Annotated in this window: 16 protein-coding genes; 5 read left to right on the top strand and 11 right to left on the bottom strand. The window is 60.6% G+C overall.

Annotated features, from left to right (window positions below; translation table 11 throughout):
- Positions 1-41: 41 nt before the first annotated feature.
- The 4 genes from WNY61_RS17335 to WNY61_RS17350 all read right to left on the bottom strand — a co-directional run bounded on the left by WNY61_RS17335 (position 42) and on the right by WNY61_RS17350 (position 4,513).
- Positions 42-1,031, bottom strand: a complete 990-nt coding sequence (locus WNY61_RS17335) for a branched-chain amino acid ABC transporter permease (protein WP_342852697.1) — start codon at positions 1,029-1,031, stop codon at positions 42-44.
- Between the two features lie 59 nt (positions 1,032-1,090).
- The gene (locus tag WNY61_RS17340; protein ID WP_342852698.1) at positions 1,091-1,909 is read right to left on the bottom strand and encodes an ABC transporter ATP-binding protein; all 819 of its coding nucleotides are present in this window, start codon (positions 1,907-1,909) and stop codon (positions 1,091-1,093) included.
- A 50-nt stretch (positions 1,910-1,959) separates the two neighbouring features.
- Positions 1,960-3,930, bottom strand: a complete 1,971-nt coding sequence (locus tag WNY61_RS17345) for an AMP-binding protein (protein ID WP_342852699.1) — start codon at positions 3,928-3,930, stop codon at positions 1,960-1,962.
- 160 nt (positions 3,931-4,090) lie between these two features.
- On the bottom strand, positions 4,091-4,513 hold the full coding sequence (locus WNY61_RS17350) for a cytochrome c (protein ID WP_342852700.1): 423 nt from the start codon (positions 4,511-4,513) through the stop codon (positions 4,091-4,093).
- A 126-nt stretch (positions 4,514-4,639) separates the two neighbouring features.
- Between WNY61_RS17350 and WNY61_RS17355 the strand changes: the two genes are divergently transcribed.
- Both WNY61_RS17355 and WNY61_RS17360 read left to right on the top strand, forming a co-directional pair.
- Complete coding sequence (locus WNY61_RS17355; protein ID WP_342852701.1) at positions 4,640-6,550, top strand: PAS-domain containing protein; 1,911 nt, start codon at positions 4,640-4,642, stop codon at positions 6,548-6,550.
- On the top strand, positions 6,547-7,263 hold the full coding sequence (locus tag WNY61_RS17360; protein ID WP_342852702.1) for a response regulator transcription factor: 717 nt from the start codon (positions 6,547-6,549) through the stop codon (positions 7,261-7,263). Before WNY61_RS17355 ends, WNY61_RS17360 begins: the two co-directional genes overlap by 4 nt.
- 6 nt (positions 7,264-7,269) lie before the next feature.
- Here the strand turns inward: WNY61_RS17360 and WNY61_RS17365 are convergent, their stop codons facing one another.
- Together WNY61_RS17365 and fdhF are read right to left on the bottom strand one after the other, a co-directional pair.
- The gene (locus tag WNY61_RS17365; RefSeq protein WP_342852703.1) at positions 7,270-8,463 is read right to left on the bottom strand and encodes a hydantoinase/carbamoylase family amidase; all 1,194 of its coding nucleotides are present in this window, start codon (positions 8,461-8,463) and stop codon (positions 7,270-7,272) included.
- Positions 8,464-8,478: 15 nt separating this feature from the next.
- Positions 8,479-11,244, bottom strand: coding sequence for a formate dehydrogenase subunit alpha (gene fdhF / locus WNY61_RS17370; protein WP_342852704.1), 2,766 nt, complete (start codon positions 11,242-11,244; stop codon positions 8,479-8,481).
- Positions 11,245-11,405: 161 nt separating this feature from the next.
- On the opposite strand from fdhF, the gene WNY61_RS17375 reads away from it, so the two are divergent.
- From WNY61_RS17375 to WNY61_RS17385, 3 genes are read left to right on the top strand one after another with little or no spacing between them, the layout of a single operon-like run.
- Complete coding sequence (locus WNY61_RS17375; RefSeq protein ID WP_342852705.1) at positions 11,406-12,056, top strand: histidine phosphatase family protein; 651 nt, start codon at positions 11,406-11,408, stop codon at positions 12,054-12,056.
- A gap of 22 nt (positions 12,057-12,078) precedes the next feature.
- Positions 12,079-12,702: a glutathione S-transferase family protein gene (locus tag WNY61_RS17380; protein ID WP_342852706.1), complete on the top strand. Its 624-nt coding sequence runs from the start codon at positions 12,079-12,081 to the stop codon at positions 12,700-12,702.
- Positions 12,699-13,754, top strand: a complete 1,056-nt coding sequence (locus tag WNY61_RS17385) for a saccharopine dehydrogenase (protein WP_342852707.1) — start codon at positions 12,699-12,701, stop codon at positions 13,752-13,754. The genes WNY61_RS17380 and WNY61_RS17385 overlap by 4 nt, the downstream gene beginning before the upstream one ends.
- Positions 13,755-13,756: 2 nt before the next feature.
- Here the strand turns inward: WNY61_RS17385 and WNY61_RS17390 are convergent, their stop codons facing one another.
- The 5 genes from WNY61_RS17390 to WNY61_RS17410 are packed head-to-tail and all read right to left on the bottom strand — an operon-like array spanning position 13,757 to position 18,396.
- Positions 13,757-14,488, bottom strand: a complete 732-nt coding sequence (locus WNY61_RS17390) for an SDR family NAD(P)-dependent oxidoreductase (RefSeq protein WP_342852708.1) — start codon at positions 14,486-14,488, stop codon at positions 13,757-13,759.
- Positions 14,485-15,051: a DUF3833 family protein gene (locus WNY61_RS17395; protein WP_342852709.1), complete on the bottom strand. Its 567-nt coding sequence runs from the start codon at positions 15,049-15,051 to the stop codon at positions 14,485-14,487. Before WNY61_RS17395 ends, WNY61_RS17390 begins: the two co-directional genes overlap by 4 nt.
- Positions 15,048-16,295 carry an MFS transporter gene (locus WNY61_RS17400; RefSeq protein ID WP_342852710.1) on the bottom strand — a complete coding sequence of 416 codons (1,248 nt, stop codon included), beginning with the start codon at positions 16,293-16,295 and terminating at the stop codon, positions 15,048-15,050. The genes WNY61_RS17395 and WNY61_RS17400 overlap by 4 nt, the downstream gene beginning before the upstream one ends.
- Positions 16,292-17,080 carry a DUF1365 domain-containing protein gene (locus tag WNY61_RS17405; protein ID WP_342852711.1) on the bottom strand — a complete coding sequence of 263 codons (789 nt, stop codon included), beginning with the start codon at positions 17,078-17,080 and terminating at the stop codon, positions 16,292-16,294. Before WNY61_RS17405 ends, WNY61_RS17400 begins: the two co-directional genes overlap by 4 nt.
- Positions 17,077-18,396 carry an FAD-dependent oxidoreductase gene (locus tag WNY61_RS17410; protein WP_342852712.1) on the bottom strand — a complete coding sequence of 440 codons (1,320 nt, stop codon included), beginning with the start codon at positions 18,394-18,396 and terminating at the stop codon, positions 17,077-17,079. Before WNY61_RS17410 ends, WNY61_RS17405 begins: the two co-directional genes overlap by 4 nt.
- Positions 18,397-18,433 lie beyond the last annotated feature (37 nt).

The following is an 18,433-nucleotide window of genomic DNA, read 5'->3' on the forward strand; positions in this document are numbered from 1 at the left end:
TCATTGTGTCGTTGGATGCACAGTGGCGCATCATGCCTGTATCAAACCCGTTCAATGATCTTCTCCCCAAACAGGCCCTGCGGGCGGAAGACGAGGAAGACGAGCGCCAGCATATAGGCGAACCAGTTCTCGGTCGCGCCGCCAAGGAAAGGGGCACCGATCAGGAACTCGAACAGTTTCTCACCCACGCCGATGATCAGCCCGCCAACAATCGCGCCGGGGATCGAGGTGAAACCACCAAGCATCAGCACCGGCAGTGCCTTCAGCGCGATCAGTGACAGCGAGAATTGCACGCCCGATTTCGCGCCCCACATGATGCCCGCGACCAGCGCGACGAACCCTGCGAGTGACCAGACCAAGATCCAGATGAAGTTGAGCGAAACCCCCACCGACAGTGCGGCCTGATGGTCATCTGCCACAGCCCGCATCGCGCGGCCCTGTTTGGTGTATTGCGCAAACATCACCAACCCGATCACAAGGATCGCCGCGACGATGGAGGCCACGATATCAAGGTTGTCGATAAAGAAGCCGTAGCCGGTGGCCTCAAAAGTGAACTCATCAATCCAGACGTTGATACCCTGCGGCAGACCAACGTCGAGCGTCTTGATCTCAGACCCCCACATCAGATCGCCGACGCCTTCAAGGAAATAGGCCAGACCGATGGTCGCCATGAAAAGGATGATCGGCTCTTGGCCCACAAGGTAGCGGAATACGAACCGCTGCACGCAATAGGCCAGCACGATCATCACCACCATCGTCAGCACGATGGCAAGGAAGGCAGGCACATGCCAACCGAAGTGGTGCACCTCGGTGCCGAGGATCGCATTGATCAGGTGGCTAAAGGGCACCTGCCCGTCCATGATCCCGACCAGTGTCAGCGCGGCGAAAAGCGCCATAACACCCTGAGCATAATTGAAAATGCCCGAAGCCTTGTAGATCAGCACGAAGCCAAGCGCCACGAGCGCATAGAGCACCCCGGCCATCAGCCCGTTCATGAAGACCTCGATTGTAAACGCCAGTTGCTCAGGCATCATTGGCCCTCCCCAAAGTCAGAACGGCAGTGTTGCTGCCTGCGGTCGCCGTGCAAAGATCACTCATGTGCCACCCCCAGATAGGCGTCGATCACCTCTTGATTGTTGCGCACGTCGTGGGGCGAGCCGTCACCGATCTTGCGGCCGTAATCCATCACGACGACGCGGTCGCTCAGGTCCATGACCACGCCCATGTCGTGCTCAATCAGCGCGATGGTGGTGCCAAACTCGTCATTCACATCGAGGATGAAGCGGGACATGTCCTCTTTTTCCTCGACGTTCATGCCTGCCATCGGCTCATCGAGCAGCAGGATCGTCGGCTCAGCCGCCAAGGCGCGGGCCAGTTCAACGCGTTTCTTCAGACCGTAGGGCAGACGCGCCACCGGCGTCTTGCGGATCGCTTGGATTTCCAGAAAGTCGATGACCTTCTCGGCAATCTCGCGGTTTTCGATCTCTTCGCGCTCGGCCTTGCCCTTCCAGATCGACTGCGCCAGCAGGCCTGATTTCATCTGGGTCAGACGGCCCGTCATGACGTTGTCGAGCACCGACATGCCTTCGAACAGCGCGATATTCTGAAAGGTCCGGGCGATGCCCTGCTGGGCCACCTCAAACGGCTTCATCGGCGGACGCCGCGCCCCCTTGTACCAAACTTTGCCCTCCTGCGGGACGTAGAAGCCACTGATCACATTGAGCATTGAGGACTTACCCGCCCCGTTCGGCCCGATGATCGCGCGGATTTCGCCCTCGCGGATGTCGAACGAGATGTCCTTGATCGCTTCCACACCGCCAAAACGCAAGGTGATGTTTTTCATCTCCATCACCGTGGGGCCGATGGTGCGGCCGTCGTCGGTGACATAGCTGTCAGCCTGATCTTTCACGCTGTCCCTTTCCATAGTTCCGGGCTGCCCGCCACTCGCCTGCGCCACGCTCATTCCGCTGCCATCTTGTGGCTGGTCGGCTGCACGGCGGCATCGCGAATTTCGAGCGTCGCCTTGATCGAGCCTTTGCGGCCGTCCTCATAGGTCACTTCCGTCTCGGTGCTGACCTGTTTGGAGCCGTCATAGAGCGCTGCGATGATATCGGCGTATTTCTCTTCGATGATCTTGCGGCGCACTTTGCGGGTGCGGGTCAATTCACCATCATCAGCGTCGAGTTCTTTGTGCAGGACAACGAAGCGATGCACCTGACAGCCAGACAGCATCTCATCCTCGGCGACCGAGCGGTTCACCTCCTCCACATGGCTTTGGATCGTGTCCATCACCTGCGGATGCCGCGCCAGTTCTTGGTAAGAGGCGTAGCCGATGTTGTTACGCTCGGCCCAGTTCCCCACCGCCGTGAGGTCGATGTTGATGAAAGCGGTGCATTCCGTGCGCTGGTTGCCAAACACGACAGTCTCAAGAATGTTGGGGAAGAACTTCAGCTTGTTCTCTACATACTTCGGCGCAAAGAGCCGCCCATCGGCCATCTGGCCCACATCCTTGGCGCGGTCGATGATGCGCAGGTGGCCCGAACCTTCTTCGATAAAGCCCGCATCACCCGTGGCGACCCAGCCTTCGGCATCCTTGGTGTCGGCGGTGCTTTCGGGGTTCTTGTAGTATTCCACAAAGACACCCGGCGAGCGGTAGAAGACCTCGCCATTGTCCGCGATTTTCAACTCAACGCCGGGGCAGGTCACACCCACGGTGTCGCTGCGCACCTCGCCATCGGGCTGCGCGGTGATGAACACCGTCGCCTCGGTCTGACCGTAGAGTTGTTTGAGGTTGATGCCGAGCGAGCGGTAGAAGTCGAAAATCTCCGGCCCAATCGCCTCACCGGCGGTATAGCCGACGCGCACGCGGCTAAAGCCCAACGTATTTTTCAGCGGGCCATAGATCATCAACTCGCCCAGCGCATATTTCGCGCGGTCCATGAACGAGACCTTCTTGCCGTCCAAAATCGCTGGCCCAACCTTGCGGGCATGGGCCATGAAGGTATCGAACAGCCATTTTTTAAAGCGGCTCGCGTCTTCCATACGGATCATAACGCTGGTCAGCTGCGTCTCGAACACACGCGGCGGAGCGAAATAGTAGGTCGGCCCGATCTCGCGCAGATCGACATGCATCGTCTCGGCGCTTTCGGGGCAGTTGGTGCAGAACCCGGTCCAGAGCGCTTGGCCGACGGAAAAGATGAAGTCCCCCACCCATGCCATCGGCAGATAGGCAAGGATCTCATCCGTGCGACGCAGATTGTCGAACTCGGACGAAGATTTCGCCGTCTCGATCACGTTGCGGTTGGACAGCACCACGCCCTTCGGCTTGCCAGTGGTGCCCGAGGTATAAAGCATTACGCCAGTTGAATCGTAATTCAGCTTGGCCTGACGGGCTTCCAGTTCCGCGATATGTTTTTCGCGGTTGGCGCGGCCCATTTCCTGCACGGCGCTGTATTGGTCGAGCTTGGAGTGGTCGTATTTGCGCAACCCGCGTGGGTCGAGATAGATCATCCGCTCAAAGTCGGGCAGCTGCGCCTGCACCTCAATAATCTTGTCGACCTGTTCCTGATCGCCCACGACGGCAAAACGCGCGCCGCAATGGCCCATGACATAGGCCATCTCTTCGGCGTTGGCATCTTGGTAGAGCGGCACTGGCACGGCCCCGGCCATTTGCGCCGCCATCATGGCCCAGTAAAGTGTGGGCCGGTTGCGGCCGATAACGGCGACAAAATCGCCTTCGTTCAACCCCAGCTCCAAGAAACCAAGCGCCAGCGCCTCAACCTCGTCGCGGGTCTGCGACCAGGTCCAGCTTTGCCAGATCCCGTATTCTTTCTCCCGGTAAGCGGGGGCGTTTGCGAATTCACTTGCGTTGCGGTGCAACAGCGCCGGCACGGACTGTGGTCCGTCGGCACGCGTCAGCGGCTTGGCCAAATTGTCTTCCTCCCATGCCCGCCCTCCCCGGCGGGTTCGATCGCTTGTGCGATTCTATGATCTCACAAGTGACGTTATCTTATTTGTGGAGGTCAACTTTTTCCTGATCTTTTCCAAATCCTAACGAATTGTTACAGCGCGATTTACCTTGCCTTGGCTCCTAGTTGATCCCGTTGGCACGCTGAACCTCGCGCACGTAGGTCACGATGGATTCCACCTCTGCCTGGGTAATCCCTTCGACCGGGGGCATGCTGCCGAAAGACCAGTGGTGCTGGCGCACGCCGTTGCTGGCGGCCACCATGAACGCCCCATCGCCGTGGTGGCTGGGCTCATAGATTTTGTGGATCAGCGGCGGGCCAGAGCCTTCGCGCCCGGCACCGTTGGCCCCATGGCAAGCCGAACATTTCGTCTCAAATGCGCGCGCGCCAATTTGGGCAGCCTCGCTCAGGCTATCTGGTAGGTTCACGGCAACCATGGTGTCACCGCTGGCAGTCGGGGCCGGCGCATCTTCGGCACTCCACCACATATATCCGCCGATCGCTGCCACTGCAGCCACTGCCGCCACTCCGGTTTTCTTATTCATGCTCTGCCTTTCCGTGTTCCACTTGGCGCTTCTCAAGGCCTCCAGCGCGAGAAGGTCAAGCGCGATCTGCGCGCGGCTCTTTGCCTTTCCTCTCTGCGGTGCTAGCCCTAACTTCAAAGGATGCCAATGCAGATCACCGATGACCAAACCAAAGCGCTGACCAATGCTGGTCTGAACCTGATTGCTCAGGCTCTGTCCATATACGACAGCGATCTGCGCCTCGCGGTCTGCAACGGGCCATTTCAATCCATGTTTAACCTGCCGGATGCACTGGCGACACCCGGCGCCCCCTTCGAGGATTCGATTCGCCACCTCGTAAGAACCGGGGAATACGGTGAGGTCGCAGATGTCGATGCCTTCGTCGCTGAGCGCGTCGAACAGGCCCGGGCCTTTGTCCCGCATTATATGGAGCGCACCCGCGCCAATGGACGGACGATCAGCGTCGAAGGCTCTCCCCTGCCCCAAGGCGGCTGGGTCACGGTCTATACCGACATCACCAACACCAAACGCCAAGAGGCTTTGCTGCGCGCGCGGTCTGACGCGCTGAGCGATCAGGTCCTGTCCCACGCCGAACAGCTTGCCGCCAGCAACCGCAAGCTGGAGGCGACAATCACCGCACTAGAGGAAGCCAAGCGGCAGGTCACCGAAAGCGAGGCCCGCACCCGTCTGACGACCGAAATGATGCCCGCGCATATTGCTCATGTCGACGCCAGCGGGCGCTACATCTATTCCAACCGCCGCCTCAGCAGCGTCATGCCGGGACGGCCCAGCAACATTTACGGGCTGCACATCAGCGACGCGCTTGGGGCGTCCGCCTATGCGCGGATCAAGCCCGCGCTGACCCAAGCCTATGCCGGCAGCCCGGCGGTTATTGAGTTTAGCGACGACGAATCTGCCCGCCGCATACGTGGGGCTTTTACCCCGGACGGGCGCGGCGGGGTCTATATCCTATCGATGGACATTACTGAGGAGACGCAAACACGTGTGGCTCTGCAACAAACGCTGAAACGAGAGCTTGCCTCGCGGATGATCTCTGGGCTGGCGCATGATTTCTCCAACCTTTTGACGATCATCCTCGGCATGCAGTCCAAACTCGCCCGCTCGCCTGACCTGCCACCACAGGCCGCCGAACTGATCGACGGCACACTCGCCGCCGCGCGGCGCGGGGGAACGTTGCTAAGCTCTATCGCCGATGTGACCGAACCCCGCGCCCTGCGCCCTGCGGCCACCGATATTTCCAACCTGCTAAGCGAACTTTCGACGCTCGCCGCCCCCACCCTGCCGCCGAAATGTGAGCTTATCGTGCGAAACGAGGCACCAGAGGGGTCGGTGCTGCTTGATAAAGGTCGTGTGCAGGACAGTCTGCTGAATCTCATTCTTAACGCCCGCGATGCCTGCGGCGCGAGTGGCACCATCACCCTGACCCAGCGGCTCGTGCATGACACTTGGATCGAATGGGTCATCCACGACACAGGGCCGGGTTTTTCGCCCTCAGCCCTAGAACGCGGGGTTGAGCCGTTTTTCACCACCAAAGGCAGCGAAGGGTCGGGGCTGGGCCTCTCGATGGTCTATGATATGACCAAATCCTCCGGCGGCGATCTGCGGCTTAGCAATGCGCCCGAAGGCGGCGCGCAGATCAGCCTGCGCTTGCCCTTCCGCGCCGCTGTGCCTGCCACGACGGGGCTGGTGCTGCTGGTCGAAGACACCACCGACATCCGCGCCGTGGTGCGGGACATGCTGATGGATCAGGGCCATTCGGTGATTGAAGCCACCAGCGCCGATGAGGCCACCGCTTTGATCGCCGACCTGCCTGACATCACCCTTGTCCTCTCGGACATTCAACTATCGGGCGAAGGCACCGGCATTGACCTTGCCCGGCGCGTCGGCAGCAGCCTGCCGTTGCTCTTGATGACCTCCCTGCCCGCCGATCACCCGCTGTTTCTTGAGGCCCAAACCCTCGCCCCGGTGCTGCGCAAACCCTTTGACAAAGACGATTTGCAATCGCTGATCGCCCCATTGAAAGCCGCCACCCCATGAGCCGTGACACCACACCGCGCCCGCTGGTCACCATTCTTGACGATGAGCCCGAGATTCGCAGCATGCTGTCGGACACTCTGGAAGAAGCCGGGTTCGACACCCTCAGTTTTGGCCGCGCGCGCGCTTTTGAGGCGGCACTGGCCACCCATACACCGGATGTCTGTCTCGTCGATCTCAGCCTGCCCGACACCGACGGGCTGACGCTGGTGCACCGGTTGGCGCTGGAACAAGGCGCGATTGTAATCATCATCTCGGGCCGAGCGCAGGTGCAAGACCGGGTGACCGGGCTTGAGCTGGGGGCTGACGATTACATCATCAAACCTTTTGACCCCGCCGAAGTGGTTGCCCGCATTCGCGCCCGCCTGCGCAGTGCCAAGCCGACGCCACAGGCGGGCACCACGGCGCATTTCAACGGCTGGACCGCGCATTTCGACCGCTATGTCTTACAGGACGCGCAAGGCACCGAGGTCACCTTCTCTCATGCCGAAGGCGAGGTGCTGCGCCTGTTCCTCGACGCGCCAAAACGCCTGATCAGCCGCGCACAGATGCAAGAAAGCCTCGGCGGCGTGGCCTCGGAAAGCTTTGACCGGGCGATGGATGTGCGCATCTCGCGGCTGCGCACGAAGCTTGGCGAAGACCCCAAGAACCCGCAGCTGATCAAGACGATCTACGGCGCGGGCTATATCTTTCTTGGTGATGTGAACTGGGACTGACGGCGCTTAAAGCGCCGCGACGGCCCGCCCCAGCACCTCGACCGCTGCGACCAGATCCTCTTCCGCCGTGTCCTCCTCAAAGGCATGGCTGATCCCATTGATCGACGGCGCGAACAACATCGCTACGGGCATCAATCGCGCCACATTGGTCGCGTCATGCAAGGCACCCGAGGGCATCTTGCGCCACTTGCCAGGGGCCACTTCCTCCGCCGCTTGGGCCAGTGCATCTTGCAGTCGTGCATCCATTGCCACAGGCTCCAACCCCAGCATCGAACCATATGACAGGTCCATCCCGCGGGTCTTGGCCACCTCTTCGGCCGTCTCGCGGATGATCGCTTCCATCCGGGCCAAACGGTCGCTGTCGCCGTCCCGCCACTGCATGGAAAACACCGCTTTGCCCGGCACGATCGACGAGGCATTGGGATGCAGGCTGACATGGCCGATGGTCCAGACCGTGGTCGGCGTCACCACATTGCGCAGCCGGTCGTTGAGCAGGCTGTTGAAGGCAGACACCGCCTGAAAGGCATCGCGGCGCACCGCCATCGGCGTGGTGCCTGCGTGGTTCTGCTGGCCTTCAAAGGTCACCTTCATGTCGCGAATACCGACGATATCGCTGACCACACCGATCTGCTCGCCGCTGTCGTCCAGCGTCGGACCCTGTTCGATATGCAACTCGATGTAGCCGCTGAACTGCGCCGGATCGACCGGGCCGGTCACCATACCAGCCACGGCCTTGCGCGCCTCGGCCAAGCTGACCCCGGCATCATCAGTGAACGCGTCAGCCTCCACCTGATCCAAAGCGCCCGACCAGACGGTCGAGCCGGTGGTCACGCCAAAGCGCCCCTCTTCATCCTGAAACGATACGACCGATACCGCAGGCCTCCCGGCCTCGCGCGCCGCGCGGGCGACTTCGAGCGCTGCGATCACGCCCAAAGCGCCATCCAGCCAGCCGCCCTCGGGCTGGCTGTCGGAATGTGAGCCCAGCAGAATGGACGGCCCCTCGGCCAAGCCAAAGAGGTTGCCCATGGCATCGACCTCAATCTTGAGCCCTGCCTCGCGCATCCTCGTCGCCAACCATTCCCGCGCCTCGACATCGGCGGCGGAATAGGCCGGGCGCACCACGCCTTTGCCCACGCCTGCCGCGCCAATGGCACGCAGATCGTGCAAATCTTTTAGAAATCGCGCGGCATTAATCTTCATTTCTCGGTACTTTCCTTACTCGGCGGCAACGGCCTCTTTCGCCGCCTCCACCTTGACAGCAGAGAATTTAAACTCCGGGATCTTGCCGTAGGGGTCAACCGCTGGATTGGTTAGGATATTCGCCGCGGCCTCGACATAGGCGAAGGGCAGGAAAACCATATCAGGGGCCACGGCGCGGTCTTCCCGGGCCATGATCTCGATACTGCCGCGTTTGGTGGATAGCCGCACATGTTCACCCGGTGCCACACCCAGACGCCGCAGGGTCGACGGATGAAGTGAGCAGTTTGCCTCTGGCTCCAGCCCATCCAAGACCTTGGAGCGCCGCGTCATCGACCCGGTATGCCAATGCTCCAACTGCCGACCTGTGGTCAGGATCATCGGGTAGTCTGCATCCGGCACATCATCGGGGGCCACGATCGACGCAGGGGTGAATTTGGCCCGCCCCTCAGGGCGCGGGAAGCCGTCACCAAAGACAATCGCCTGCCCCGGATCATCCGCGCTGAGCGACGGGTAGGTCACTGCATTTTCCCGCGCCAGACGGTCCCATGTGATGTTGTCGAAGGACTTCATGTTGAGCTTCATCTCGGCAAAGACGTCCGCCGGGCTTTCATAGCTCCAGTCCAGCCCCAGCCGCTTGGCCAGTTCCACCTCAATCCACCAATCCTCGCGCGCCTCGCCGGGAGGTGTCACCGCCGGGCGGCCCATTTGCACCTGACGGTTGGTGTTGGTCACGGTGCCCGACTTTTCCGCAAAGGCGCTGGCGGGAAGGATCACATCGGCATAATTCGCCGTCTCGGTTAGGAAGATGTCTTGCACCACAAGGTGGTCGAGTTTCGCCAGTGCATCGCGGGCATGGTCGACATCGGGGTCCGACATCGCCGGGTTTTCGCCCAGCACATACATCGCCTTGATGTCCCCATCATGCACCGCGTCCATGATCTCGGTCACGGTCAGCCCCTTTTCGGCGCTAAAATCACCCGAGCCCCAGACGTCGGTAAAGGCGCTGCGCACGCCGTCGTCCTCCACCGGTTGGTAATCGGGCAGGAACATCGGGATCAGCCCCGCATCAGACGCCCCCTGCACGTTATTCTGCCCCCTGAGCGGGTGTAGCCCAGCACCAGAGCGGCCGATTTGGCCGGTCATCAGCGCGAGAGAGATCAGGCAGCGCGAATTGTCGGTGCCGTGGATATGCTGGCTCACCCCCATGCCCCAAAAGATCATCGCCGCATTCGCGCCTGCAAAGGTCCGCGCCACATCGCGCAGCACCTCGGCCTCGATGCCGCAGATCGGGGCCATCTTCTCGGGGCTGAAGTCCTTCAGATGCGCCTTTTCGGCCTCCCAATTCTCGGTATAGGCCGCGATATATTGTTCGTCATAGAGCCCTTCTTCGACGATCACATGCATGATCGCGTTGAGCATCGACACATCGGTGCCGGGGCGGAATTGCAGCATATGGCTGGCGAAACGCCGCAGCCCCACACCACGCGGGTCCATCACGATCAGCTTGCCGCCGCGTTTGGTGAATTGCTTGAAATAGGTTGCGGCGACGGGGTGGTTCTCAACCGGGTTCGCGCCGATGACGATGGCCACGTCCGCATTTTCGATCTCGTTAAAGGTGGCCGTCACCGCGCCTGAGCCAACGTTCTCCATCAACGCTGCCACGGATGAGGCATGGCACAGCCGTGTGCAGTGATCGACGTTGTTATGGCCAAAGCCCTGACGGATCATTTTCTGGAACAGATAGGCTTCCTCATTGGTGCATTTCGCACTGCCAAAGCCCGCTACTTCGCGCCCGCGTCCCTTGAGACCCTTTGCTGCAAAGTCCAGCGCCTCCTCCCATGACGCCTCGCGAAAAACCTCGCCCCAATTGCCGGGATCGACGTTCAGCCCCTTCGCGGGCGCATCGTCGCGGCGGATCAGCGGTTTGGTCAGGCGGTGATCGTGGTGGATATAGTCAAAGCCAAAGCGGCCTTTGACGCAGAGCCGCCCTTCGTTGGCAGGGCCGTTGATGCCTTCGACATATTTGACCTTATTGTCCTTCACCTTCAGCGAAATCTGGCAACCCACGCCGCAGAAGGGGCAAATGCTTTCGACTTCGCTGTCGTAATCCGCGCTATCACCGACCTGCGCCTCATCTACCACCGTGGCAGGCATCAGCGCGCCCGTCGGGCAGGCCTGAACGCATTCGCCACAGGCCACGCAGGTCGATGCGCCCATCGGATCGTCGATATCAAACACCGGATAGGCATCATGCCCGCGCCCGGCCATGCCGATCACATCGTTGACCTGCACCTCGCGGCAGGCGCGGACGCAGAGGTTGCACTGGATGCAAGCATCAAGGTTCACACGCATTGCCACATGGCTGTCGTCCAGAAGCGGAATGCGGTCCCGCTCCAGCTTGGGGAAACGGCTGCTCTCCACCCCGCTCAGGGCCGCCATGTCGCGCATGTGGCTCGACTTGTCATGGGCTACGTCCTGCGCGGGTTGGTCGGCGAGCAGCAATTCCATCACCATCTTACGGGCATTTTCCGCACGGGCGTTGTTGGTGGTGACGACCATGCCATCGGCAGGCTCACGGATGCAGGAGGCCGCAAGCACGCGTTCGCCCTCAATCTCAACCATACAGGCGCGGCAGTTGCCGTCGGGGCGGTAGCCGGGAGCGGGCTTGTGACAGAGGTGCGGAATTTTCAAACCCCGACCGTTGGCGACTTCCCAGATGGTCATGCCGGCCTCGGCTTCTACTGTCTGGCCATCGAGCATGAATTTAATTGTCTCGGTCATCGCAGCCTCCCTCGCTCACTTATGCTCAACCTATAAGTATAGCGGGCATTTGTCAGGGGCCATTCCCGACATACCGTCACGGATAAACGCCGCTGCGGCGCATTGGATTGAATGGCCAGACAAGCTGCCCTATCACTGAGGCGAACAGTGAAAGCCTTTTGATGTCCCACATTACTTTGATCCGCCACGGCCAAGCCAATTCCGCTGCGAAAGACGAGCTGAGCTATGATCAACTCAGCCCTCTCGGTCACGAGCAGGCCGCATGGTTGGGAGACCATCTGCGCCAAAGTGAAACACACCACACGCGGCTTTATACCGGCACATTGACGCGCCACATCGAGACGGCGGAGGGGATGAACACCGGGCTGGACCCCATTCGCGATGCGCGGCTGAATGAGCTGGAATATTTCACCCTCGCCAACCTGATGGAGCAGCAGCACAAGGTGCCCTTCCCCCGCGCGGGCGAATTTGTGCATCACTTGCCGCAGGTTTTTGACTATTGGAAAGCAGGCAAACTGGCTGACACGCCTGAGACCTACGAGCACTTTGAAGCCCGTGTGCAATCCGCGCTGGCCGAGATTGCCGAGGGCGAAGGCCCGGCCCTGGTGGTCACCTCAGGCGGGTTGATCTCACTGGCGATGGCGCAGGCCATGGGCGTTGGCATCCCGGCGATGGCGCGGCTGGCGCTGGCGATCATGCATACCTCAATGCACCGTCTTTTCCCGATTGGCGGGCATTGGTCGCCGGTGCTGTTCAACGCCGTACCGCATCTTGACCGGCCCGACCGCCGCCTTGCACAAACGCATATCTGATCCTGCCTTGAAAGGCCCTTACATGCTGAAACTTCATTACGCGCCCGGCACAATCGCCGTGGCTGTGGCCCTCGCCCTCGAAGAAGCCAGTCTGCCCTATGAGCCGGTGAATGTAGATTTTGCCACCGCCGAACAGACTGCGGCGCCTTATCTCTCGCTGAACCCCAAGGGCCGTGTGCCGACCCTCGTGACCGAAGCAGGCACCACCCTGACCGAAACCGGTGCGTTGTTGGATTACATCGCTGCCCGCACGCCGGATGCGGCGCTAATTCCCAGTGACCCCGAGGCCGCCGCACATATGCGGGGGGTGATGTATTACCTCGCCTCGACCATGCATGTGGCCCACGCCCATAAAATGCGGGGCCACCGCTGGGCCGACCAGCAATCAAGCTTTGACGATATGACCGCCAAGGTGCCGCAGACCATGGCGGAATGCGCGGCCTATATAGAGAATAACGCATTTCTTGGGGATTACGTCGCCGGCGACAGCCTTTCACTGGCTGATCCCTATCTGTTTGTCGTGTCGTGCTGGTTGAAAGGCGACGGTGTTGACCGCGCCGATTTCCCCAAACTCGACGCTTTCGCCGCGCGAATGGAAGACCGTGCCAGTGTAAAAACCATCCGTGACAAGGGAATGCTCGCATGACCCATCTGTGGCTCCGTGCAGAACAACGTGACAATGAGACCCGCACGGGGCTGACACCCGAAGGCGCGGCCGCCTTGATTGCGGCAGGCATGAAGGTGAGCGTGGAAGACAGCGACAGCCGCGTCATCGCAACCGCTGCCTATGCGCAGGCGGGCTGCGAAATCGTCCCGGCGCACAGCTGGCCAGGCGCGCCACACGATGCGGTAATTTTCGGCCTAAAGGAGTTGCCCGAAGACGGCACGCCCTTGCCGCATACGCACATTATGTTCGGCCATGCCTACAAAGGGCAATCTGCGGGCCGTAAGCTACTAGAGCGGCTCAAGGCAGGCGGTGGCACACTGCTGGACCTGGAATACCTGACGGATGACAATGGTCGCCGGGTTGCGGCCTTTGGCTATTGGGCGGGCTTTGCCGGGGCTGCCGTTTCCATCAAATGCCGCATCGCACAGTTGCGCGGCGAAACTTGCGGGCAGGTGCAGCCCTACCCTAACGCCGAGGCGTTAAAGGCCGCACTGGCCAAGGAATTGGCAGAAGTGGACGGCAGCGCCGACCGGGCGCTGGTGATCGGTGCTTTGGGCCGCGTCGGGCGCGGAGCCAGTGACCTTTGCGAAGCCTTGGGCATCCCCGTGACTGGCTGGGACATGGCTGAAACCGCCCACGGCGGGCCGTTCCCTGAGATCCTTGAGCATGCCTATTTCTTTAACTGTATCCTCGCTGGCCCCGAAACTCCGGCCTTTGTCCGCCCCGATGCACCGCAGGCAGACCGCGCATTGCGGGTGATCGGTGACATCGCTTGCGACCCCGACAGCGCGTTTAACCCAGTACAAGTCTATGACCGCGCGACGACGTGGGAGGCGCCTGCGCGGCGTGTGCATGACGATCCGCCGCTGGATGTCATGGCCATCGACAACCTGCCCTCGATGCTGCCGTTGGAAAGCTCTGAAGATTTTGCAAGTCAGTTGCTAAGCACATTGCTTGCGCTGCCCAAGGCAGACAACGCAGTTTGGCAAAGGGCGCGTGTTCTATTCGCCCAGCACCTTGCCGAGGTTTAAGCTTAAGAAAACAGCCGGTAATAAAGCCCATCTGGCAAAAACCGCCCCAAACGGAACAGCAGTGAGAACCCATAAGGGAAGTCCAGTTTAAAGCTGTCGCCGCTCATATGCTCGAAAACCCGGCGCGCAGCGTCTTCCGGCTCCATCAAGAAGGGCATTTTGAAATCGTTCTTATCGGTCAACTGGGTTTTGATGAAACCGGGGTTGATAACCTGAACCTGCACGCCCGTCTTGCGCAGATCGGCGTGCATACACTCGGCCAATGACAGTGTCGCGGCCTTGGACGCGGTATAGCCGATAGAACCGGGCAGCCCGCGATAGGCGGTGAGGCTGGAGGTGATAACAATATGGCCGTGATCGCGCGCGACCATATTGGGCACCACCTGCCCCAAGACCCGCATTAACCCGGTAAAGTTAACGTCCGCCATCGTCACACCGTGACCGGCCTGCCAGTCCTTTGCGCCGAAGGGCCAATAGGCACCCGCCAAATAGACCAAACCATCAATCGGCCCGATGTCCTGCACGGCGGCCGCCACATCGGCGTCATCGGTCACATCCATAACACGCACCCGCGCCTTGCCCGGTAGTGATTGGGCCAATTCGGTCAGCTTGTCCTCGGAACGGGCCGAAAGAATCACCTCTGCACCCGTACGGCTAAGTTGATGCGCAAGCGCCGCGCCAAGCCCGTCGCTTGCCCCGACCAACCAATAGGTCTTACCTTGCCAGTCTTTCATCGTTCCTCCGCCGGTCGCAACGTGGCGACCAATTCTGCTACTTTAATCCCGAATTTCCGAAACTGGCTGCGATTGACGATGGTCCCATCGGGCGTCAAATACATCCAATCGACGGTTTTCAAAACATGGCTTCCCAATTCTTCGGGCAGGCGGATGCGGTAGCGCAGCTGCAATGTCGGGCCCGATTGTATCCCCAGCCCTTCGCCCACCACATCCGGTGCGGTGCTGATAAAGTTACCGTTCTTGCCCAGCGTAACTGTCCATTCCCGTTCTTGCCGAGACCCGTCGTTATAGCGGAACGTCTCTGCGACGGTGGCTACGTTCCCTTCCCAAGAGACGTCGAACACGGCGGTAAAACTGCTTGTCACCCGGCCAAGAGGGCCAAAAATCACGCCTTCGCAGATCATCTTATCGCGCAGATGCAAGCGCAGGTCGAAAATGGGAAATGAATCGACATAGTCGCTCGGCGATTGGCCGTGAAACTCCCCTAATCGTCGGCGTAGAAAGGTTAGCAATAGACCAAGGCCAAGCCCGATAGCGATAAAGATCAGCGGCTCTGTCACGGTTTCTCCACGTCATTGGCACTGGCACCGGCACTGGCATGCAGAGCGATCGCCAGCAATTTCAATGCGCAAGGTACACCAGCATAGAACCAGATCAACAGGGAGATGGATGCCTCGGAACTGTCACCCGCTCCGGTTTGCAATCCTGCGCGTTCTAAAGCTGGAAGTAGAGCAACGGCTGCGAAAGCCAAGGTCAATTTAGACACGAACGACCAAAGTCCAAAACCTTCGGCTGCCGATGGCGAAATTTGGGCCATACGGGCGGCAAACATGGCGGGCAAAAGCGTCAAATCCGCGCCCAGAACTGCGCCAGAGGCCAGGCAGACCAGCGCGAATAGCACCACATCCCCCGGCCCCAGCAGCAGCGCGCCACCAAAGGCCACAATGCCCAAAGCCATGGCGATCAACAGCACCCGCCGCGCGCCGTGGCGTTCGGCCAAAATTCCCCAAAGTGGCGCTGCCCCCGCAGCCGCCAAGAAGAACAGCAGCAACAACGGCCCTTCCCATCCCGGCGCGTCGAGGGCCAGCTCGACGTAGAATAGGAATAAGGTTGAGGTGACGGCCACCGGCGCTGCATTGACCAGCGCGATCAAAAGAAATCGCCGCGCGTGTGGGTCGCGTAAAACAATGCCGAATCCGCTGGCCACCGGCAGCCCCGTCGCACGCCATTCGCCGCGCATCGCGGTCGCGGCCCAAAGCGCCAAGACCACAAAGCCGGCCGCGAAACCCGCAAAGGGCCGGTCAAGCGCCATGCCCAGCAACAAAGGCGCCACAGAGGCCACGCAGACCCCCAATAAGGCTCCGGTCTCGCGCCAACGGGCTAGGGTCAAATGGCCTGCGCCCGGCAGTGTACCTGCCTTGGCGACCCCTTGGGCATAAAAGCAAATTGTCAGAAAACTGAAAGAAGAGAACACCAGCGTCAACATTAACGCGAACCAAAGCACCGGGGCCACGGGGGCTGGCACGGCAAATAGCCCCAGCATTGCCAGCGCCATTACCGTGGCAGCCACCGCCACTGCCGCCGCCCGCTGCGCCCGCAGTGCTTGGGCCAGCCAACCAAGTGCCGGGTCTTGCACAACATCAAGCAGCCGCAGCCCAAAAAGCACCGCGCCGAGTGCGGTGAGCGAGACCCCATATTCATCGACGTAAAATTTCGGCGCGTGGATGTAAATCGGCAGCCCTGCCGAGGCTAGCAATGCCGCAAACAGCGCATAGGCAGGAAGACGGGCTGCACGCGCCGTCATCGGCCACCTACGCCATGGGCACTATCGCGCGAGACCTCGCTGTCTGGCGCGTCGGGCCGCGCGCGAAATCCGGCGCGTTTGATCCACAGCTTCAGCGCCTGCCAATGTATTAACGCCAGCACCCGCCGCGCCCCAAGGGGGCGGCGCAGCAGCGACCACAGGATGCCGCCATTAGTCAGCGGCACTCGCGGGCCGGTCAGCGTGGCGATCAGCCCGTTTGCGCCATCGGTGAAGTCGATCCAAACGCCGATCCGCTCGGCGTTGATATCAAAACGAAACACATAACCGCCCGAAACATCCTGAAAGGGTGAAACATGCATGAGCTTGGCCGCCTTGAGGCGATCCTCAGGCAGAATAGGCCGCAGGTCAGGGTGATGGCACAGGTAAGAATGCCGGTCGCCGTAAGTATTCGTGACCTCGGCAATCACCGCGATGAGCGCGCCCCCGGCCCGGCGGCAAAGCCAAAAGCTAACCGGGTTGAAGACATGCCCCAAGACGCGCGGTTGCGCCAAAAGTTCGATCTGCTGCACGCCGGTAATCTCATGTGCTGCCAATACCTCACGCACCCATGCAGCACCACGCCCCTGCCCCGGAGCGCCACCGTGGTCACTGTCTTGCAGGCTCGTCAGTCCCGCGCCATTGCGGGTAAACAGCGCGGGTGTTGCCAACTCCTTCGCCTCCGCATCGCACAGCACATAGTCCACCGAATAGCGAAAGCGGTTCTCTACCGCGCCCTTGCGGCCATGAAAGGTCTGCCCTCGGATATGATCGACACGCGGTGTCACTCCGCCGCCAATGGCGCCGCCCGCGCGGCCTGCATCCGCTCGACCACATCGACCGCGCTGGCCAGCCCGTCTTCGTGGAAGCCGTGGCGCATCCACGCGCCGCAGAACCATGTGTTGTGGCTGCCGTTGAACGCGCGCACCTCGTCTTGCGCGGCTAAGGCGGCAAGGTCATAGACCGGATGTCGCAGCGTGGTTTGATCGTAAATAAGCTCTTCGCGGATCGTCCGCTTGGTGTTGAGCGTCACGAAGTGCAGATCGTCCTGCGGGATCGGTTGCAGCGAGTTCATCCAATAGGTCAGATCAATCCGGTCGGACTTCTGATGGCTGTCCTCAGTATAAACCCACGACGCCCATGTAGAGCGGCGTTTGGGCATAATGCTGGCGTCGGCGTGCAGGATGATATCGTTCGGTTGATAGCGAATGGCCCCAAGGGCGCGCTGCTCGGCCTCCGTCGGGTCGGCGAGCATTTTGAGCGTGTCATCGGAATGGGTCGCAAAGATCACTTCGTCAAACGCCTCCCACTCACCGCCCCAAGTGCGGACCTCGGCCCCCTGCGCGGTGCGACGCACGGCTTGAACCGGGCTGTCGGTGCGCAGTTCCACGCCTTTGCTGCGCAGGGCATTTTCAAGCCGATCAACATACTGCCGCGAGCCACCTTTGACCGTGTACCACTGATGCTGGCCGGAATAGTTCAAAAGCGCGTGGTTCTCAAAAAAGTTAACCATCGCATGGGCCGGGAAGTCCATGATCTTCTCGGTCGGGGTCGACCAGATCGCGCCGGAAAGCGGCGAAAGATAGAAATCGCGGAAATAACGCCCGGTGCCGAGCCGGTCGAGAAACTGCGCAATCGTCATCGACGGATCACGTGAGACGGCCAGCGCGTTTTTGTTGAAATGCACGATATCGCGCAGCATTCGCAGGAAGGGCGGGCTGAACATATTGCGCTTTTGGGCAAAGACCGCATTAAAATTGGTCAGCGCATATTCCAACCGCCCGCCATCAATCGACGCCCCGAAGCTCATGTTCGACGGCACGACGGGCACGTCCAATTCGGCGAAAAGCGCCGCGAGATGCGGATAATTGGCGTAATTAAACACGATAAATCCGGTATCCACCGGCTGATCGCCATTCTTGCCCGCCATAACAGTGCGTGCATGACCACCGATTTGCGCGCCTGCCTCAAACAGGGTCACCCGGTCGGTCGGAGCCAACATATGCGCCGCCCCCATGCCGGAAATACCCCCGCCAATCACCGCGACCCGTCGGCCGATAGGATGCTGAGGGTCGGTGGCGTCGTTCATCGCTTCAAAAGGCATAGGGGTCCTGCTTTGGTCCGGGACTTTGGATATGGGG

The sequence above is a fragment of the Sulfitobacter sp. AS92 genome (assembly GCF_038900015.1).
Taxonomy (GTDB): domain Bacteria; phylum Pseudomonadota; class Alphaproteobacteria; order Rhodobacterales; family Rhodobacteraceae; genus Sulfitobacter.

Coding starts and splice junctions, on each gene's coding strand:
- WNY61_RS17335 (WP_342852697.1), bottom strand. CDS start 1,031: ATGCCTGAGCAACTGGCGTTTACAATCGAGGTCTTCATGAACGGGCTG.
- WNY61_RS17350 (WP_342852700.1), bottom strand. CDS start 4,513: ATGAATAAGAAAACCGGAGTGGCGGCAGTGGCTGCAGTGGCAGCGATC.
- WNY61_RS17355 (WP_342852701.1), top strand. CDS start 4,640: ATGCAGATCACCGATGACCAAACCAAAGCGCTGACCAATGCTGGTCTG.
- WNY61_RS17360 (WP_342852702.1), top strand. CDS start 6,547: ATGAGCCGTGACACCACACCGCGCCCGCTGGTCACCATTCTTGACGAT.
- WNY61_RS17365 (WP_342852703.1), bottom strand. CDS start 8,463: ATGAAGATTAATGCCGCGCGATTTCTAAAAGATTTGCACGATCTGCGT.
- fdhF (WP_342852704.1), bottom strand. CDS start 11,244: ATGACCGAGACAATTAAATTCATGCTCGATGGCCAGACAGTAGAAGCC.
- WNY61_RS17375 (WP_342852705.1), top strand. CDS start 11,406: ATGTCCCACATTACTTTGATCCGCCACGGCCAAGCCAATTCCGCTGCG.
- WNY61_RS17380 (WP_342852706.1), top strand. CDS start 12,079: ATGCTGAAACTTCATTACGCGCCCGGCACAATCGCCGTGGCTGTGGCC.
- WNY61_RS17385 (WP_342852707.1), top strand. CDS start 12,699: ATGACCCATCTGTGGCTCCGTGCAGAACAACGTGACAATGAGACCCGC.
- WNY61_RS17390 (WP_342852708.1), bottom strand. CDS start 14,488: ATGAAAGACTGGCAAGGTAAGACCTATTGGTTGGTCGGGGCAAGCGAC.
- WNY61_RS17400 (WP_342852710.1), bottom strand. CDS start 16,295: ATGACGGCGCGTGCAGCCCGTCTTCCTGCCTATGCGCTGTTTGCGGCA.
- WNY61_RS17410 (WP_342852712.1), bottom strand. CDS start 18,396: ATGCCTTTTGAAGCGATGAACGACGCCACCGACCCTCAGCATCCTATC.